A 17,828-nucleotide genomic window follows, 5' to 3' on the forward strand; every position below is an offset into this window, starting at 1 on the left:
ATGCCTCCTGGCATGGGCCTTCGGCTTTTGCCACGACACCCCGGAGCGGTACGGTCGACGTTCGGATGGGGGAGAGCCAGGGGGCTCTCGAAGAGAGGACGTAGGGCGTCGATGGCCATTGCGAAGGCCGAGCGGCTGATGAATCTGGCGCTGTGTCTGCTCGGGACGGGACGCCCGCTCAGCAAGCGTGAGCTGCGCGGTTCCATCGAGGCCTACCTGGAAGCCAACTCCGACGACAGCTTCAACCGGATGTTCGAGCGGGACAAGGACGACCTGCGTGAGCTCGGCCTGGTCATCGCGACCGTGGAGAGCCTCGACGGTGAGATCGGCTACCTCGCCCGCCGCGACAGCAACCGGCTGCCGCCCGTCACCCTCGACGCCGAGGAAGCCGCAGCGCTCGGCCTCGCCGCGAAGGTCTGGCAGCAGGCCCGCCTCGCCGGCGCCGCCAGCGGAGCCCTGCAGAAGCTGCGGGCCGCCGGCCTGCCCGAGGACGTCGACCCGTACGAGGCGCACTCCGCCCTCGAACCCCGCATCCCGGCGCACGAGGCGTCGTTCGAGCCGCTGATGCTGGCCTGCCGCGACCGCCGGCCCGTCGTCTTCGACTACCGCAAGGCCACCGCTGCGCGGCCCGAGCAGCGGCATGTCGAGCCGTGGGCGCTCGAATGCTGGCGCGGCCACTGGTATCTCGCCGGCTGGGACCGCGACCGCGGTGCCGAACGCGTCTTCCGGCTCTCCCGCATCACCGGCAAGGTCCGCTCCCGTGCCGGCCGATTCACCGCCGACGTGCCCGACGTCGTGACCGTCCGCGAGACCGTCGCGAGCTGGGCCGGCGAGACCGCCGACCGCACGGCCCTCATCAGGCTGCGCTCCGGCTCCGGCTATCCGCTGCGCGCCAAGGCCTCGGCCGTACGCGATCTCGGCGACGGCTGGGACGAGCTGGAGATTCCTTACGGGCACGGGCTCGACGCCTGGCTGGTCGAGTTCGGGCCCGACGTGGTCGTGCTCGAACCCGCCGAGCTGCGGGCCGAGGTCGTCGACCGGCTGCGCGCCGTGGCCAAGGGCTGAGGGGAACGAGGACCAATGGCCACGAACGCCATCGACCAGACCCGGCGGATGCTGTCCCTCGTGACGTATCTGCGGGAGCGACCCGGAGCGCGTGTCGAGGATGTCGCCCGCGCCTTCGGGATCACCGAGGACGAGCTGATCTCGGATCTCGACATCCTGCCGCTGTGCGGGACGAGCTTCCGTGGGGGCGACCTCCTCGACATCGACACGGACGGCGACCGCATCTGGTGGCACAACGCGGACGATGTCGCCGCGCCCCTGCGGCTCGCCGCCGACGAGGCGACGGCGCTGCTCGTCGCCGCGCGCGCCGTGTCCACGCTGCCCGGCCTCAGGGAGAGCGACCGGCTCGCGCTCCTTCGGGCCACCGCGAAGCTGGAGGCCGCGGCCGGCGAGGCGGCCGGGGCGAGCGCCCGGCTCTCGGTGACCTTCGAGTCCGAGGGCGGCGTCTTCGCCGACGTCGACCGGGCGATCTCGGAGCGGCGCCGGCTGTGGATCCGCTACTACTCCCCGGCCCGCGACGAGCTCACCGAGCGGGAGATCGACCCCATCCGCCTGGTGAGCGTCGGCCACACCTACGTGGAGGCCTGGTGCCGCCGCTCCGAGGCGCGGCGCACCTTCCGCCTCGACCGGGTCGCCGAGATCCGGATCCTGGACGAGCCGTCCGCGCCTCCGGAGATCGAACTGCGGGACCTGTCCGAGGGGCTCGTGCAGCCCGCGGCCGAGGACCCCGAGGTCGTGGTCGAGGTCGGTCCTGGCGGACGCTGGGTCGCGGAGTACTACCCGCACGACAGCGCCGAGGAGTTGGCGGACGGCGGCCTGCGGATCACGCTGCGCACGCCGGACCCGTCCTCGCTGAAGCGGCTGGCGCTCCGGCTCGGCCGCGACGGGCGCATCGTCTCGCCGGTCGGGCTCGCCGAGAGTGCGCGGCAGGCCGCCGGGGAGGCGCTGGCCGCGTACGACGGGCAGGGATAGGGCCGTTGGCCGCGGGCGGGTCTGTGACGGCCCTCGCGCGCGGTCCGGTGAGAAGGGTGGGCGTGCCGTTGACCGCGGTGCGGCCCGGGGGAGCCAGAAGTTCGAGAAGTTCTGACGAGTCTCCGAAAAGTCTGGGATGGTCGAAATGGGTGGATTGTCTGCGGTGGTGGGTCCGGTGCTGTTCAAGGCCGCCTGCCCCGACTGCCGTGAGCGCTTCGAACTCTCCGCAGGGGCCCTGCGCCTGGCGATCGGCGCCACCCGCCGCACCACGTTCTACTCGTTCACCTGCCCCGAGTGCGGAGCCGCCGTACGCAAGCCGGCCGGGGAGCGCATCATCGAACTCCTCACCGGCGGAGGGGTGAGCACGCTCCGCCTCCATCAGACCGTCTAGGCTCGGCGCATGTTCTGGGCGATGCTGGCGATTGCTGTGGGGTTCGTGGGACTCGCCGTGCTCGGCGTGCTCGCGGTCAAGGTCTTTGTCGAGGCGCAGCGCCTCGGGCGCCAAGTCGCCGACACCACACAGCAGATCAACCGCGCGGCGGAGGATCTGGAGCGGGCGGCGACCAGTACGGCCCGCACGAGCCGCGAACTGCTGTAAGTCGCACCGCGTGTGACGTGCGCAACGGGATGGTAAGCGCTTTACCCGTGTGGCCTGTCCGGTTGTCGGGGCGGGCGGGTACGCTGCCAGACGCGGCCCGAAGAGCGAGGCGCGGCCCGCAACTGGGAGTACGCAGAGGGATTGCCCCCTGTTCACCCCCACGGGATACGATCGCTGCCAGCACGGTGGTCGGACACCAGTCCGACCTGTACCGGCAGCCCCGCCCCTGCCGCCTCGGTGAGAAGGTAAACGCTTATGTTCGGAAAGATCGGCGCCCCTGAGATCATTCTGATCCTCGTCGTCATCGTCCTGCTGTTCGGCGCGAAGAAGCTTCCCGACATGGCGCGCTCGCTGGGCAAGTCGGCCCGCATCCTCAAGAGCGAGGCCAAGGCGATGAAGTCCGACGGTCAGCAGACCGCGCCCACGGACCCGCCGAAGAACGACGAGCAGCCCCCGGCTCAGCGCACCATCAAGGCCGCCCCCGGCGACGTGACAGGCGGCCGCCCGGTCACCGAGCCGACCGACCAGACTTCGCAGCGCTGATCCCGGGCCGCCCCGCGAAGGCGGCCTGTCGCACGAGATGAGGACGTGGGTTGCTCAAGTCTGCCCGCAAGACGGAGAAGGATCCCGAGGGGCGGATGCCGCTCGCGGAACACCTGCGTGAGCTTCGCAACCGGCTCACGAAGGCCCTGCTGGCCATCGTCGTCGTCACGGTCGTCGCCGCCTTCTTCTACAAGGACATCATCGAGTTCTTCACCAACCCGGTGCTCGACTCGGTGGGCTGCAAGTCGAGCTTCGCCGAGCTCGCCGAGCAGGCGAACAAGGGACAGCACGACGAGACGTGCGCGCGGATCGTGCTCAACGGTCTTCTGACGCCGTTCACGCTCGCGCTGAAGATCTCGCTGATGGCGGGTGTCGTTCTCGCGTCGCCGGTCTGGCTCTACCAGCTGTGGGGCTTCGTCGCGCCGGGCCTGCACCGGCACGAGAAGAAGTACGCGACCGCCTTTGTCGCGACCGGCTTCCCGCTGTTCCTGTGCGGCGCCTTCTTCGCGTACAAGACCCTCCCCACGATGGCGAGGGTGTTGCTCGACTTCTCGCCCGGCGGTGTCGACAACCAGCTGCCGCTGGACGATCTGCTCGACCTGATCACACGCATGGTGGTCGTCTTCGGGCTCTCCTTCGAGCTGCCGCTGCTCCTTGTGATGCTCAACCTCACCGGGGTGATCACGGGCAAGCGGATGATCGGCTGGTGGCGCGGCATGATCATGGGCATCACGGTCTTCGCGGCCGTGGCCACGCCCAGCACCGACCCGCTGAGCATGCTGGCGCTCGCCGGACCCATCTGGGTCCTGTACTTCGCGGCCGCCGGTTTCTCCCTGCTCAACGACCGCCGCAAGGCCAGGGACCGCGAGGACCTGGACGACGACGAGGCCTCCAACCTGGACCTCACGCCCGAGCCCGTCCCGGCCAGCCGCGCGCTGCCCGAGCAGGCGAGCTCGGACCATGACCGGGTCAACGGTTATGACGACGTGACCTGACAGGGCGGCACGATCTTGTAAGGTCCGCCCGTGACCAGCGAGATCACCCTCTTCGTCAATCCCACCGCCGGACGCGGCCGGGGCGCCCACGCGGCGCAGCCGGCCGCTTCCGCGTTGCGGGCGGCCGGCTTCTCCGTACGTACGGTCGTGGGGGAGGACGCCGATGATGCCCTCACGCGCGCGCGTGCCGCGGTCCACGACGGCACCGGAGCGCTCATAGCCGTCGGCGGGGACGGGATGGCCAACCTCGGGCTCCAGGCCGTCGCGGGCACCCGCACCCCGCTCGGCGTCATCGCCGTCGGCACCGGCAACGACTTCGCCCGCTCCCTCGGACTGCCCGTACGGGACCCGGCGGCGGCAGGTGCCCTCGTGGCCGACGCGCTCAAGGGGGCGCGGATACGCGAGCTCGACCTCGGGCGGGCCGGAGGACACTGGTTCGGCACCGTCCTGGCCTCGGGTTTCGACTCCCGCGTCAATGACCGGGGCAACCGGATGCGCTGGCCCGGGGGCCGCTTCAAGTACGACCTCGCGATCGTCGCCGAGCTCGCCGCGTTCAAGCCCATCCCGTACCGGATCACCCTGGACGACGGCCCTGCGCTGGAGGTCGAGGCCACGCTCGTCGCCGTGGGGAACGGGACGTCGTACGGGGGTGGCATGAAGATCTGTGCCGGCGCCGACATGACCGACGGGCTATTCGACATCACGGTCGTCGGGGACTGCTCGCGGGCCACGCTGCTCAAGGTCTTCCCGCGCGTCTACAAGGGGACCCACCTCGACCACCCCGTGGTCACCGTCCACCGCGCGAAGAAGGTCGAGCTGGCTGCCGAGGGGATCACCGGATACGCCGACGGGGAGCCGCTCGGAAGCCTGCCCCTGACCGCCGAGTGCGTGCCGCAGGCCGTCCGGGTCATAGGGCCCTGACCCCCTGAGATCCTGGGACCCGGACCCCTGAGGTCATGGCGCCCAGACCCCGGAAATCATGGGCCCCCGGCCCTGGAAGGGGCCGATCACAATAAAGATCGTCCGTTGTCAGTGGTGGCCGGTAGTCTCGAAAGCACGATGACAGAGGACCTCTCACCGGCCGAGCGGTACGCGGCAGCACGTAAGCGCGCTGCCGAGCAGGCCACCGCGCTCGCCGACTTCCGCGAGATGTACGACTTCGGCCTCGACCCCTTCCAGATCGAGGCGTGTCAGTCTCTCGAGACGGGCAAGGGCGTCCTGGTGGCCGCGCCCACCGGCTCCGGCAAGACGATCGTCGGCGAATTCGCCGTCCACCTGGCCCTCCAGCAGGGCAAGAAGTGCTTCTACACGACCCCCATCAAGGCGCTGTCGAACCAGAAGTACGCCGACCTCACCAGGCGGTACGGCGCAGACAAGGTCGGCCTGCTGACCGGCGACAACAGCGTGAATTCGGAGGCTCCGGTGGTCGTCATGACCACCGAGGTCCTGCGGAACATGCTGTACGCGGGCTCGCAGACCCTCCTCGGCCTCGGCTATGTGGTCATGGACGAGGTGCACTACCTCTCCGACCGCTTCCGCGGCGCCGTCTGGGAAGAGGTGATCATCCACCTCCCGGAGTCCGTCACCCTGGTCTCCCTCTCGGCGACGGTGTCGAACGCGGAGGAGTTCGGCGACTGGCTCGACACCGTGCGCGGCGACACCGAAGTGATCGTCTCCGAGCACCGGCCCGTACCCCTGTTCCAGCACGTGCTCGCCGGGCGCCGGATGTACGACCTCTTCGAGGAGGGCGAGGGCCGCAAGAAGGCCGTCAACCCGGATCTGACGCGCATGGCCCGCATGGAGGCCAGCCGTTCGTACAACCCGCGCGACCGCCGCAAGGGCAAGATGGTGCGAGAGGCGGACCGCGAGCGCGAGCGCAGACAGCGCTCCCGGATCTGGACGCCCGGCCGCCCCGAGGTCATCGAGCGCCTCGACAGCGAGGGGCTGCTGCCCGCGATCACGTTCATCTTCAGCCGCGCCGCCTGCGAGGCCGCCGTACAGCAGTGCCTGTACGCGGGCCTGCGGCTCAACGACGAAGAGGCCCGCGCCCGCGTCCGCGAGATCGTAGAGGAGCGCACGGCCGCGATCCCCGACGAGGACCTGCACGTCCTCGGCTACTTCGAGTGGCTCGAAGGCCTGGAGCGCGGCATCGCCGCCCACCACGCGGGCATGCTGCCGACGTTCAAGGAGGTCGTCGAGGAGCTCTTCGTACGGGGCCTCGTGAAGGCCGTCTTCGCGACGGAGACCCTCGCCCTCGGCATCAACATGCCGGCCAGGTCCGTCATCCTGGAAAAGCTAGTCAAGTGGAACGGCGAGCAGCACGCCGACATCACGCCCGGCGAGTACACCCAGCTCACCGGCCGGGCCGGCCGGCGCGGCATCGACGTCGAGGGTCACGCGGTCGTCCTGTGGCAGCGCGGCTTCAGCCCTGAGCACCTGGCGGGACTGGCGGGCACGCGCACGTACCCGCTGCGCTCCAGCTTCAAGCCGTCGTACAACATGGCGGTGAATCTGGTCGAGCAGTTCGGCCGGCACCGCTCGCGCGAGCTGCTCGAGACGTCCTTCGCGCAGTTCCAGGCCGACAAGTCGGTCGTCGGGATCTCCCGCCAGGTCCAGCGCAATGAGGAGGGCCTGGACGGCTACAAGGCCTCCATGACCTGCCACTTGGGGGACTTCGAGGAGTACGCGCGGCTGCGCCGCGAGCTCAAGGACCGCGAGACGGACCTCGCCAAGCAGGGGGCGGCCCAGCGGCGCGCCGCGGCGGCGGCCGCCCTGGAGAAGCTCAAGCCGGGCGACGTCATCCACGTCCCTTCCGGCAAGTTCGCCGGCCTCGCGCTCGTACTCGACCCCGGCCTTCCGGCCGGCCGGTCGAACGGACACCGTGGCTTCGAGCAGCACGACGGCCCGCGCCCGCTGGTCCTGACCGCCGAACGCCAGGTCAAGCGGCTCGCGTCGATCGACTTCCCGGTGCCCGTCGAGGCGCTGGAGCGGATGCGGATCCCCAAGTCGTTCAACGCGCGCTCGCCCCAGTCGCGGCGGGACCTCGCGTCCGCGCTGCGCACGAAGGCCGGCCACATCGTGCCCGACCGGCACCGCAAGGGCCGCGCGGCGGCGGCCGACGACCGGGAGATCACGCGGCTGCGCGCCGAGCTGCGCGCCCACCCCTGTCACGGCTGCGACGAGCGCGAGGACCACGCCCGCTGGGCCGAGCGCTACTACCGCCTGCGGCGCGACACGCAGCAGCTGGAGCGACGCATCGAGGGCCGGACGAACACCATCGCCCGCACCTTCGACCGCATCGTGGCCCTGCTGACCGAGATGGACTATCTGCGCGGCGACGAGGTCACGCAGAACGGCAAGCGCCTCGCGCGCCTCTACGGCGAACTCGATCTGCTCGCCAGCGAGTGCCTGCGCGACGGGGTCTGGGAAGGCCTCAGCCCGGCCGAACTGGCCGCGTGCGTCTCGGCGTTGGTGTTCGAGGCCCGTGCCGCGGACGACGCGCTCGCACCCAAGCTGCCGTCCGGCAAGGCCAAGGCGGCGCTCGGCGAGATGGTCCGCATCTGGGGCCGGCTCGACGCCCTGGAGGAAGAGTTCAAGATCAGCCAGACGGAGGGCGTCGGCCAGCGCGAACCCGATCTGGGCTTCGCCTGGGCCGCGTACCAGTGGGCGTCCGGCAAGGGGCTCGACGAGGTCCTGCGCGAGGCGGACATGCCTGCCGGTGACTTCGTGCGCTGGTGCAAGCAGGTCATCGACGTGCTCGGCCAGATCTCGGCCGCGGCGCCGGCCGTCTCCGGCGCGGGGGGCGGGGACACGGTCGCCAAGAACGCCCGCAAGGCGGTGGACGCGTTGCGGCGCGGCGTGGTGGCGTACTCGTCCGTCGGGTAGGTTGCGGCCGCTTGAGGCCGGTCGGCCTGTGCCCCCGCGCCCCTGACGGATGCGGGGACACAGGCCGCCGTACTGCATTCCGCCGGACTCAAGGACATCCACGGGCAGTTGTAGCCGCCATCGACCAGGTCCTGCGCTCGCCGAGGGTGAACTCTCCCCTCGTACCGATCTGCTCTTCGGCGTGACCGAAGGCGTCATTCTCGTGCACCGCTGCGATCCTGAACGCTCCGTGCCGGTCGCCGCCCCGGTCCTCGCTGCGGCGACCGCGGGCGCGGCCCCGCGCATCGCGGGCCTCTGACCTCACACACGTCACGCGTCGAGGGCCCAACAGCCTTGCGGTGACGGGGATTTCGCACGAGCGGACGTGATCACTCCATGTGTGCGAACCGCCGCTGAGCGTGCAAATGGAGCCGAGTGTATTCCTCCCGTCCGGCCATTTCAGGTGCTTGCGGAATATGACACAGCGGTGATTCCACGGGACTAAGCTCGCCCGCAGCGCACCGAGTTGGCACATATTCGTGCGTTTGTTCCCAACCTTGTAGATGGTTCCAGTTCATCCCCACGCGCATGCCGGCACGTCACCCCGTAACACACATTTCCCCCGATCCGACCGTTCAGAGGGCATACATGGTGAGTGTTCAATCGCCTCCCGGTGGCCGAGAAATCCCCTACACACGCGTGCTGTTGCTGCCCGCCGTGGCCATGGCCGCGGCGACCGGAGCCGCCGTCGCGGTGGTGGCGCAGCCCGCGCGGCTCGCCGTCGCGCTGTGCGGCGGCCTCGCCACGCTTCTGCTGATCCTGGTGGCCGCCGAGGCGGTGCGCCGCGGCCGCACGATCAAGTGGGAGCGCGCCCAGTCCGCCCGGCACGTCGAGCACCTGGAACGCAGCCTCGCCGCCCGTGACGACGAGGCCCAGTGGATGGCCAGGTATCTGCTGCCCGAGTCCCTGTACCGGCTGCGCTCCGGCGACACGGCCTCCGAAGCCGTCAAGGTCGTGGTCGAGGCCGACCCCGCGCACTCCCAACTCCCCGACGCACAGCGCAGGTTGATGGCCGAGGTACTCAACGTCATCGACCGCGAGGAGAACATGCGCGACGCCGCGCAGCGCGCCTTCGTCTCCATCGCGCGCCGCGTCCAGTCCATCGTGCACAAGCAGAACGCCGAACTGCGCGAGATGGAGGAGGACCACGGCCGCAACCCCGAGGTCTTCGACGACCTCCTGCGCATCGACCACGGCACCGCGCTGATCGGCCGCCTCGCCGACTCCATCACCGTCCTCGGCGGCGCCCGCCCCGGCCGCCAGTGGCCCCGGCCCGTGCCGCTCTACAGCGTGCTGCGCGGCGCCATGTCGCGCATCCTCGAGTACCCCCGCATCGAGCTGCACTCGATCGCCAAGATCGCCATCCGCGGCATCTCCGTCGAACCGCTCATCCACGCGCTGGCCGAACTCATGGACAACGCGACGCGCTACTCGCCGCCGCAGACCAAGGTGCACGTCACCGCGGTCGAGGTGCAGACCGGCATCGCCATCGAGATCGAGGACGGCGGCGTCAGCCTCAGCGAGGAGGCCCGTGGCCGCGCCGAGGAGATGCTCGCCCGCGCCAAGGCCGGTATCGACCTCAACGACCTCGGCGAGAACCCCCGCCTCGGCATGGCCGTCGTCGGCCGGCTCTCGCAGATGTACGACATGCAGGTCGCGCTGCGTCAGTCCGCGTACGGCGGTGTCCGCGCCGTTCTCATCGTGCCGCGGATCATGGTGACGAGCGACGCCGCGCCCGGTCTCGCCCACGGCATCGGCGCCTCCGGTGTGCCTCGCGTCAACAACGACGGCGAGCCGATCGTGGAGGAGCCCCGCAAGAAGAAGCTGCGCCGCCCCACCACGGGCCCCCGCCCCTCCGCGCCGCTGGTGGCCGCCATGGAGGACGACGTCCCCGTCGTCACCGAGTGGCGCGCCAACGGACTGCCGCAGCGCCGCAGGAAGGTCGACACGAAGGTCATCGACCAGCAGATCATCGTGACGCCCAGGGCGCCCGAGAACGGCAGCGGGGCGGCGCCCCGTGCGGACCAGCCCCCGCAGTGGACGCCCATCCCGGTGCCGGCCTCCGAGGCCGAACCCGAGAAGCCGGACCAGCCCGAACCGGGCCTGTGGGTCGAGGCGTTCATGAACGGGCTCAAGGGTGACGGGCAGGGCGACGCGTCGGGCGAGACCGGCGAGACCAATCAGCAGGTCGACGAGGGAGACCGTCAGTGATCCAGCAAAGGGCAAACTTCGACTGGATGCTCAAGGAGCTCGCCGACGGCGTGCCCCAGACCCGGCAGGTCGTGGTGCTCTCCGCGGACGGCCTGCGCATCGCGCGATACGGCGGAGACCCCGACGCCGCCGACCGCATCGCCGCCGCCTGCGCCGGACTCCAGAGCCTCGCCACCGCCGTGGCCAGCGAGATCCCGGACAGCGACGGCCGGATGAGCATGGTCATCATCGAGGTCAGCGGGGGGTTCTTCTACCTCATGGCCGCGGGCAAGGGCGCGTACCTCGCGGTCCTCGCCGACGCCCACGTGGACGCCGGACTCATCAGCAACCGCATGCGCGACCTCGTCGTACGCATCGGTGCGCACCTCACCAGTCCGCCCCGGCGCAACGGGCAGACCGTATGACACATCCCCCGGAACCCTCCCGAGCGCAGGCGCCGCAGCGCGAGCGCCGCGGGCCGGACGGCAAGGGCGCCAACCCCGAACGCCTGTACACCATCACGGGCGGCAGCGAGGGGGCCGAGCGCGCGCCGCTCGACCTGGTCACCCTGATCATCGCGCGCGCCGACCCCCCGCCCGCGGCGCCGCCCGAGCAGGCAGCCCTGTTACGGCTGTGCAAGTCACCCCTGTCCACGGCCGAGATCTCGGCCTACCTCAGCCTGCCGTTCAGCGTGGTCACCGTGCTGCTCGGCGAACTCCTCGCGGCTGAACTGGTTCAGGCGCGCGCCCCCGTCATCCGCGGCGCCGTCGCCGACCGTTCCCTCCTCGAAGCGGTGATGCATGGACTTCAAAAGCTCTGACACGCTCCGGGACGGACCCCGCATTCCGGGGCCCCGGAGCGAGGACCACCTGCCCGACACGGTCTCGGCCGCCGTGAAGGTCGTCATCGTCGGCGGATTCGGCGTGGGCAAGACCACGATGGTGGGATCCGTCAGCGAGATCAGGCCGCTCACCACCGAAGAGACCATGACCCAGGCGGGCATCGGAGTCGACGACAACTACGGCTCCGAGACGAAGACCGCCACCACGGTCGCCATGGACTTCGGACGCATCAGCATCACGGACGAGCTGGTGCTCTACCTCTTCGGCACCCCGGGCCAGGAGCGCTTCTGGTTCCTGTGGAACGGCCTGTTCGAGGGCGCACTCGGCGCCGTCGTGCTCATCGACACCCGCCGCCTCGAAGTCAGCTTCGACGTGATCGGGCGCCTGGAGGAGCGCGGCGTGCCGTTCGTCATCGCCAACAACGCCTTCCCCGACGGCCCGCGCTACCCCGCCGACGAACTGCGCCAGGCCCTCGACCTCGACCCGGACGTCCCGATCCTCGAGTGCGACGCCCGGCGCCGTGCCTCCAGCCGGGACGTCCTGATGACGCTGATGCGCTATCTGCACGAACTGGCGCTCGCCCGCGTCTGACCCGGCCGGTGCCGGCCCCCCCTCTGCGTCAACACAGCCTTTTCCACACAGCCTTTCCACACCACCGGAGCGATCACCGTGACGACTCCCTCCCACTCACACGCCGGCACGGACGAGGCCGCGCTCAGTCCGCCGCCCGGCTGCCCGGCCCACGCCCTGGGCCCCGGAGGCCTGCGCCGGCTCTACGGCCCCGAGGCGGACGACGACATCGCGGCCGTGTACGAGAAGCTGCGTGCCGAACACGGCCCCGTCGCCCCCGTCCTGATCCACGAAGACGTGCCGATGTGGGCGGTCCTCGGGCACGGCGAGAACCTGCACATGGTCCGGTCGACCTCGCAGTTCAACCGCGACGCGCGCCACTGGAACGCGGTCCTCGACGGCAGCGTCACGCCCACCAACCCCCTCGCGCCCGTCTTCAGCTGGCAGCCCATCTGCAGCTTCGCCGAGGGAGCCGACCACCAGCGGCTGCGCGGGGCGGTCACCGGGGCGATCGGCACCATCGAGTCCCGTGGCCTGCGGCGCTTCATCAACCGCGCCTCGAACGAGCTGGTCAACAAGATCTGCGAGATCGGCGAGGCCGACGTCGTCAGCCAGTTCGCCGAGCATCTGCCGATGATGGTGATGTGCCGGATCTTCGGCATGCCCGAGGAGTACAACGAGCGGATGGTGCAGGCCGCCCGCGACATGATCAAGGGCACCGAGACCGCCATCGCCAGCAACGAATACATCATGGGCGTCCTCACCAGGCTCACCGCCCGTCGCCGCGCCAACCCCGAGGCCGACTTCACCAGTCACCTCATCGCCCAGCCCGCCGCACTCGGCGACGACGAGGTCGCCCAGCACCTGCGCCTCGTCCTGATCGCCGCGTACGAGGCCACGGCCAACCTCATCGCGAACGTGCTGCGCGTGGTCCTCACCGACCCCCGCTTCCGCGCCCAGCTCAACGGCGGCCAGATGACCGTGCCCGAGGCGGTCGAGCAGTCCCTGTGGGACGAGCCGCCGTTCAGCGCCATGGTCGGCTACTTCGCCAAGGAGGACACCGAGCTCGGCGGCCGGCACATCCGACGCGGCGACGGCCTGATCTTCGGCATCGCGCCGGGCAACGTCGACCCCGTCGTACGCCCCGACCTGTCCGCCAACATGCAGGGCAACCGCTCGCACCTCGCCTTCGGCGGCGGACCGCACGAGTGCCCCGGGCAGGACATCGGCCGCGCCATCGCCGACATCGGCGTCGACGCGCTCCTGATGCGCCTGCCCGACGTCGAACTCTCGGTGCACGAGCACGAGTTGCGCTGGCGCTCCTCGATCCTCTCGCGGCACTTGGTGGAGCTGCCGGTGAAGTTCGAGCCGCGCCCGCCGCAGGACGTCGTCGCCAAGCCCGGCCACCGGCCGGTCCCGGAGCAGCGCGACGAATGGCAGGTGTCGACGCACGCCCCGCCGGCCCCGGCCCCGCAGCCCGCCCCTGTTCCGGCTGCCGCCCCGGCACCGGAGCAGCCGCCCGCCGCGTTCCCGGAGCCCGCGGCACCGCCGCAGGGCGCCTGGCGTCGCTTCCTGCGCTGGTGGCGCGGCTACTGACCGTGCCGTATCCAGGCGTTACGAGGGGTGCGCGGGCGCCGTCGGACTGCCGCCCGCCCACTCCTCGTACGCCGACCAGGCCTCCAGTACCCGCCCGCTGTCGAAGCGGTGCTCCCGGCCCGTCACCGGGTCCCTGAACTCCAGGGTGCGCGCGAGAAGTTGGAGCGGGCGGCGGAAGTCGTCGGGCGCCACCGCGTCGGCGACCACGGGGTAGATCGGGTCGCCGAGGATCGGCAGGCCGAGCGCGTTCATATGGACCCGCAGCTGGTGGGTGCGGCCGGTGTGGGGGAGCAGCCGGTAGCGGCCGAGCCCGCCGCGCTCCTCGACGAGCTCGATCCGGCTCTCCGCGTTCGGCTCGCCGCCCGGCACCTCGCGCGCGGCGAGCACCCCGCGCTCCTTCTCGATCCGGCTGCGCACGGTCCTCGGCAGAGCGACTCCGGGGTCGTGGGCGGCCACCGCCTCGTACTCCTTGCGCACCAGCTTGTCGCCGAACAGCGTCTGGTACGCGCCGCGTTCCTCGGGTCGGACGACGAACAGGACGAGGCCGGCGGTGAGCCGGTCGAGCCGGTGCGCCGGCCCGAGCGCGGGCAGGTCCAGCTCCCGACGCAGGCGCGCCAGCGCGGTCTGCGTGACATGGCTGCCGCGCGGCGTCGTGGCCAGGAAGTGCGGCTTGTCGGCGACCACGATGTGCTCGTCCCGGTACACGATCCCGATCGGGAACGGCACGGGCACCTCCGGCGCCAGGTCGCGGTGGAACCACACCCAGGCGCCCGGGACATAGGGCGCGTCCGACGTCACCGCGGCCCCGTCCGCGCCCACGATCCGCCCCTCGCGCAGCATCGCGTCGATCACCCCGGGCCCGGCCGCCAGCCGTTCCACGAGATGGTCGCGCACCGTGCTCCAGGCGCCGTCGAGCGGCAGCATGACCCGGAAGGCGTCGATGCCGTCGCGCTGCGGCAGCGGGGAGGGCGGAATGCGCCGCTTACGTCTCATCGCGGCCCAGCCTACGGGCGGCCGCCGGTCCCCTTGAACCACGGACGGAGGCGGGACGCCGGGGGCAGGATGGGGCCCATGCCGATCACGATTCCGCAGGTCCTGGCCACCGGCACGCTCGCCCGCGGCCCCCAGCCCACCATCGAGGCCGAGGGCGGCCTCCTCCTGCGGCCCTGGCGGGACGACGACGTGCCCGCTGTGTACGCGGCGTTCAGCGACCCGACGATCCAGCACTGGCACGCGCGGGTCGCGGAGTCCGAGGACGAGGCGCGCGGCTGGATAGCGGAGTGGCGGGAGGACTGGGACGGCGAGCAGAGGGTCGGCTGGGCGGTCGCCACGGCGGACACCGACGAGGTGGTGGGCCGCATGGGGCTGCGCTCCCTCTCGCTGTACGAGGGGGTGGCCGAGGTCGCGTACTGGGTCCTGCCCGCGGCCCGGGGCGCCGGTATCGCCCCGCGCGCCGTCGCCGCGCTGTCTCGCTGGGCGCTGGACGAGGTCGGCTTCCACCGCCTCGAACTCCAGCACGCCGTCGGCAACATGGCGTCGTGCCGGGTCGCCCTCAAGTCGGGTTTCGCCCTGGAGGGCACGAAGCGCAGCGCGCTCCTGCACGCCGACGGCTGGCACGACTCCCACCTCCACGCGCGCGTGCAGGGCGACCGCCTTCCGGAGGCGTGACGCGACCGTAGCGGGCCCGCCGAAGTCCCACCTCTTGCGCGTCCACATCATTCGCGATACATCGTGTGTTGACGCCCTGTCGTCTATCGCGATATGTTCGGCTACGGATATTCGGATACGAGGTGTAGCTCTTCCGGGTGAGGGGCGCGAGGGGAGAGGTGAGGTCGGTGGCCACCAAGCGGCGCAAGCTGGGCAATCCGCTGGCCCTCGCGGTGATGGTGCTGCTCATGGAGAAGCCCATGCACCCGTACGAGATCGCGCAGACACTGCGCCGGCGTGGCAAGGACACCACGACGAAGATCAACTACGGCTCGCTCTACACGGTCGTCCAGAACCTGGAGAAGCACGGCTTCGTCGAGGTCGCGGACGTGCAGCGGCAGGGGAACCGGCCGGAGCGCACGCTCTACGGGATCACCGACGACGGCAGGGAGGAAGCGCTCGAGTGGCTCTCCGACCTGCTCGCCGTGCCCGCGCGTGAGTACCCGATCTTCGAGACGGCGCTGTCCCTCATGGGGGTCATACACCCCGACGAGGTGACGCGGCTGCTGGAGGAGCGGCTCGCCTCGCTGGAGGTCCAGGCGGCGAGCGCACGTGGCGGACTCACGAAGCTGTACGAGACGCTGCCGCGGATCTTCCTCGTGGAGACCGAGTATCAGCTGCACATGGTCGAGGCGCAGGCCGAGTGGATCCGGGGCTTCCTGCGGGAGGTCGAGGAGGACACGCTCGACGGCGTCGAACAGTGGCGGACGTTCCAGGAGACCGGTGAAGTCCCGCTGGAATTCGCGGAGTTGGAAGGCGCCCGCCCCGACGAGAAGAGAAGCAAGAGGGAATCAGACCGAGAGAAATGAACAGACCCCGGCAGGACTGTTGCACCAGTCCCGCCAGGGTCTCGAACCCCGGACCGACCCACCGTGCGGCGAGCCAGGCGATCGAGGTGCGGCACACCCAGGATAGCCCGGCGCTCTTCACGTGGATCTCGGCCGTCGTCCGCTCACACCCGCGAGCGGATCCACCGTCGTCCGCTCACACAGGAGAGCCGTCGTCATGAGCACCCGTGCGCCCGCCGTGCAGGCGCGTCAACTCGTCAAGACCTATCCCGGCGATGTCACCGCCCTCAGCGGCATGGACATCACCGTGGAACCCGGCACCGTCTTCGGCCTGCTCGGCCCGAACGGCGCAGGCAAGTCCACCACCGTCAAGATCCTCACCACCCTCGCCCGCCCCGACTCCGGGACCGCCACGGTCGCGGGCCACGACGTACTGCGGCACCCCGACCGGGTGCGCCGCGCCATCGGCGTCGTCGCCCAGAAGTCCGGCGCCGACCCCGTCGCCACCGGCCGCGAGAACCTCCGGCTCCAGGGCCGGCTCTACGGCCTGCGCGGAGCGGACCTGAACCGACGTGTCACCGAACTCCTCGACCGCTTCCGCCTCACCGACGCCGCCGGACGCCAGGTCAAGGGCTACTCGGGCGGCATGCAGCGCCGCCTCGACGTGGCGCTGGGCCTCGTCCACCGGCCCGAGGTGCTCTTCCTCGACGAGCCGACCACGGGCCTCGACCCGGAGGCCCGCACCGCGATGTGGGACGAGATCGCGCGCCTCGCCGGCGACGAGGGTCTGTCCATCCTGCTCACCACGCACTACCTCGAAGAGGCCGACCGGCTCGCCGAACGCGTCGCCGTCGTCGACCGCGGACATGTCGTCGTCGAGGGCACCCCCGACGGCCTCAAGGGTGAACTGCGCGGGGACGCCGTCCACTTGGAGCTGCGCGCCGCCGTCCAGGACGCCGGACGCGCCCTCCTGGAGGGCGCGCTCGCCGCGCTGCCCGGAGTGCGCGAGACCCAGTTCGACGGCCGGCGCGTCAGCGTCCGCGCCGACGACGGGGCCGCCGCCGTACCCGCCCTGCTCGCCGCGCTGGAGCGGGCGGGCGTAGCGGTCACCGCCGCCACCGTCGCCCGTCCCTCGCTCGACGACGTCTATCTCCGCTACGCCGGCCGCCGCTACTCCGAGGCGCAGGCCGCGGGCCTGGACGAGTCCGCCGCCGACACCCTCGCCCCCGCCGGAGGCGCCCGATGAGTACCGCGATCCCGCAGACCTGGTACATGACGCAGCGTCAACTCATGGTGTTCCTGCGCCAGCCCGCGTATCTCCTGATCACCCTGATCCAGCCGGTGGTATGGCTGTTCCTGTTCGGCAACCTGTTCAAGAAGGTCGTCGAGCTCGGCGGATTCGGCACCACGACCTATCTCGACTACCTCATCCCCGGCGTCGTCGTGATGAGCGCGCTCAGCTCCAACATGTGGGCGGGCATGGCGACGCTCGACGAGATCCAGCGGGGCACGCTCAACCGGTTCCTCACCACACCGGTGAGCCGCGGGGCACTGATGAACGGCAATGTGGTGAGCAACGGTCTGGTCACCGCGCTCCAGTCCGTCGTCATCGTGCTGCTCGGCCTCCTCGGCGGGGCCGAACTGCCCGGCGGGGCGGGCGGAGTGCTGATCCTGGTCGTTGCCGCGGTGCTCCTCGGCACGGTGTTCGGGGCGCTGTCGAACGCGCTGGGCATGCTGGTCAGGGAGCGGGAGTCGATCATCGGGATCAACACGTTCCTGCTGCTCCCGCTGACCTTCCTGTCCTCGGCGTTCATGGCCCCGTCGCAGATGCCGTCGTGGATGCGGCACACAGCCGACTTCAACCCGCTCAACTGGGCCATGGTCGCGGGCCGTTCGGCGATGTCCGACGACCCGGACTGGGGTGACGTGCTGACCCGCGGCGGGGCGCTCCTCGTGCTGGCCGTCGCCGCGGTGTGGCTGTCGACCCGCACCTTCCGCTCGTACCAGCGATCGGTCTGAGCGCCACGCCGCAGCGGAG

The 17,828-nt window shown here is 70.8% G+C and carries 18 protein-coding genes; 17 read left to right on the top strand and 1 reads right to left on the bottom strand.

Annotated features, from left to right (window positions below):
• Positions 1-111: 111 nt before the first annotated feature.
• The 13 genes from OG698_RS35955 (at position 112) to OG698_RS36015 (ending at position 13,295) form a co-directional block, all read left to right on the top strand.
• A complete protein-coding gene (locus tag OG698_RS35955) occupies positions 112-1,065 on the top strand; it encodes a helix-turn-helix transcriptional regulator (protein WP_406108011.1) in 954 nt (317 codons plus the stop codon).
• Between the two features lie 15 nt (positions 1,066-1,080).
• Positions 1,081-2,037 (top strand): helix-turn-helix transcriptional regulator, encoded by a 957-nt coding sequence (locus OG698_RS35960; RefSeq protein WP_406108012.1) that lies wholly within the window; start codon positions 1,081-1,083, stop codon positions 2,035-2,037.
• A 145-nt stretch (positions 2,038-2,182) separates the two neighbouring features.
• On the top strand, positions 2,183-2,428 hold the full coding sequence (locus tag OG698_RS35965) for a phage terminase large subunit family protein (protein WP_227293753.1): 246 nt from the start codon (positions 2,183-2,185) through the stop codon (positions 2,426-2,428).
• Between the two features lie 9 nt (positions 2,429-2,437).
• On the top strand, positions 2,438-2,635 hold the full coding sequence (locus tag OG698_RS35970; RefSeq protein ID WP_266566293.1) for a hypothetical protein: 198 nt from the start codon (positions 2,438-2,440) through the stop codon (positions 2,633-2,635).
• Between the two features lie 255 nt (positions 2,636-2,890).
• Positions 2,891-3,178, top strand: coding sequence for a Sec-independent protein translocase subunit TatA (gene tatA / locus OG698_RS35975; protein ID WP_399970708.1), 288 nt, complete (start codon positions 2,891-2,893; stop codon positions 3,176-3,178).
• 50 nt (positions 3,179-3,228) lie between these two features.
• Positions 3,229-4,173, top strand: coding sequence for a twin-arginine translocase subunit TatC (gene tatC / locus OG698_RS35980; RefSeq protein WP_406108015.1), 945 nt, complete (start codon positions 3,229-3,231; stop codon positions 4,171-4,173).
• A 30-nt stretch (positions 4,174-4,203) separates the two neighbouring features.
• Entirely contained in the window at positions 4,204-5,094 is an 891-nt protein-coding gene (locus tag OG698_RS35985) for a diacylglycerol kinase (protein WP_406108017.1), read from the top strand.
• Between the two features lie 138 nt (positions 5,095-5,232).
• Positions 5,233-8,058 (top strand): DEAD/DEAH box helicase, encoded by a 2,826-nt coding sequence (locus OG698_RS35990; protein WP_406108019.1) that lies wholly within the window; start codon positions 5,233-5,235, stop codon positions 8,056-8,058.
• A 627-nt stretch (positions 8,059-8,685) separates the two neighbouring features.
• The gene (locus OG698_RS35995; protein WP_406108021.1) at positions 8,686-10,308 is read left to right on the top strand and encodes an ATP-binding protein; all 1,623 of its coding nucleotides are present in this window, start codon (positions 8,686-8,688) and stop codon (positions 10,306-10,308) included.
• On the top strand, positions 10,305-10,712 hold the full coding sequence (locus OG698_RS36000) for a roadblock/LC7 domain-containing protein (protein WP_100597102.1): 408 nt from the start codon (positions 10,305-10,307) through the stop codon (positions 10,710-10,712). Before OG698_RS35995 ends, OG698_RS36000 begins: the two co-directional genes overlap by 4 nt.
• A complete protein-coding gene (locus OG698_RS36005) occupies positions 10,709-11,107 on the top strand; it encodes a DUF742 domain-containing protein (RefSeq protein ID WP_406108022.1) in 399 nt (132 codons plus the stop codon). The genes OG698_RS36000 and OG698_RS36005 overlap by 4 nt, the downstream gene beginning before the upstream one ends.
• Positions 11,088-11,720 (top strand): ATP/GTP-binding protein, encoded by a 633-nt coding sequence (locus OG698_RS36010; RefSeq protein ID WP_356272487.1) that lies wholly within the window; start codon positions 11,088-11,090, stop codon positions 11,718-11,720. Before OG698_RS36005 ends, OG698_RS36010 begins: the two co-directional genes overlap by 20 nt.
• A gap of 78 nt (positions 11,721-11,798) precedes the next feature.
• On the top strand, positions 11,799-13,295 hold the full coding sequence (locus tag OG698_RS36015) for a cytochrome P450 (protein ID WP_406108024.1): 1,497 nt from the start codon (positions 11,799-11,801) through the stop codon (positions 13,293-13,295).
• Between the two features lie 18 nt (positions 13,296-13,313).
• On the opposite strand, the gene OG698_RS36020 is transcribed toward OG698_RS36015, so the two are convergent.
• Positions 13,314-14,288, bottom strand: coding sequence for an RluA family pseudouridine synthase (locus tag OG698_RS36020; RefSeq protein ID WP_406108026.1), 975 nt, complete (start codon positions 14,286-14,288; stop codon positions 13,314-13,316).
• Positions 14,289-14,366: 78 nt separating this feature from the next.
• Here OG698_RS36020 and OG698_RS36025 point away from each other — a divergent pair, with 78 nt between their 5' ends.
• From OG698_RS36025 to OG698_RS36040, 4 genes are all read left to right on the top strand, one after another.
• Entirely contained in the window at positions 14,367-14,963 is a 597-nt protein-coding gene (locus OG698_RS36025) for a GNAT family N-acetyltransferase (protein WP_406108027.1), read from the top strand.
• A 167-nt stretch (positions 14,964-15,130) separates the two neighbouring features.
• Entirely contained in the window at positions 15,131-15,811 is a 681-nt protein-coding gene (locus OG698_RS36030; protein ID WP_406108029.1) for a PadR family transcriptional regulator, read from the top strand.
• Between the two features lie 196 nt (positions 15,812-16,007).
• Positions 16,008-17,036 carry an ABC transporter ATP-binding protein gene (locus tag OG698_RS36035; protein WP_406108031.1) on the top strand — a complete coding sequence of 343 codons (1,029 nt, stop codon included), beginning with the start codon at positions 16,008-16,010 and terminating at the stop codon, positions 17,034-17,036.
• Entirely contained in the window at positions 17,033-17,809 is a 777-nt protein-coding gene (locus tag OG698_RS36040) for an ABC transporter permease (RefSeq protein ID WP_406108033.1), read from the top strand. The genes OG698_RS36035 and OG698_RS36040 overlap by 4 nt, the downstream gene beginning before the upstream one ends.
• Positions 17,810-17,828: the final 19 nt, after the last annotated feature.

It is taken from the genome of Streptomyces sp. NBC_01003 (genome assembly GCF_045162695.1).
GTDB lineage: Bacteria > Actinomycetota > Actinomycetes > Streptomycetales > Streptomycetaceae > Streptomyces.

Coding starts and splice junctions, on each gene's coding strand:
- OG698_RS36035 (WP_406108031.1), top strand. CDS start 16,008: ATGAGCACCCGTGCGCCCGCCGTGCAGGCGCGTCAACTCGTCAAGACC.
- OG698_RS35995 (WP_406108021.1), top strand. CDS start 8,686: ATGGTGAGTGTTCAATCGCCTCCCGGTGGCCGAGAAATCCCCTACACA.
- OG698_RS35955 (WP_406108011.1), top strand. CDS start 112: ATGGCCATTGCGAAGGCCGAGCGGCTGATGAATCTGGCGCTGTGTCTG.
- OG698_RS36010 (WP_356272487.1), top strand. CDS start 11,088: ATGGACTTCAAAAGCTCTGACACGCTCCGGGACGGACCCCGCATTCCG.
- OG698_RS35965 (WP_227293753.1), top strand. CDS start 2,183: ATGGGTGGATTGTCTGCGGTGGTGGGTCCGGTGCTGTTCAAGGCCGCC.
- OG698_RS36020 (WP_406108026.1), bottom strand. CDS start 14,288: ATGAGACGTAAGCGGCGCATTCCGCCCTCCCCGCTGCCGCAGCGCGAC.
- OG698_RS35970 (WP_266566293.1), top strand. CDS start 2,438: ATGTTCTGGGCGATGCTGGCGATTGCTGTGGGGTTCGTGGGACTCGCC.
- OG698_RS36040 (WP_406108033.1), top strand. CDS start 17,033: ATGAGTACCGCGATCCCGCAGACCTGGTACATGACGCAGCGTCAACTC.
- OG698_RS35990 (WP_406108019.1), top strand. CDS start 5,233: ATGACAGAGGACCTCTCACCGGCCGAGCGGTACGCGGCAGCACGTAAG.
- OG698_RS36005 (WP_406108022.1), top strand. CDS start 10,709: ATGACACATCCCCCGGAACCCTCCCGAGCGCAGGCGCCGCAGCGCGAG.
- OG698_RS36025 (WP_406108027.1), top strand. CDS start 14,367: ATGCCGATCACGATTCCGCAGGTCCTGGCCACCGGCACGCTCGCCCGC.
- OG698_RS35960 (WP_406108012.1), top strand. CDS start 1,081: ATGGCCACGAACGCCATCGACCAGACCCGGCGGATGCTGTCCCTCGTG.
- tatA (WP_399970708.1), top strand. CDS start 2,891: ATGTTCGGAAAGATCGGCGCCCCTGAGATCATTCTGATCCTCGTCGTC.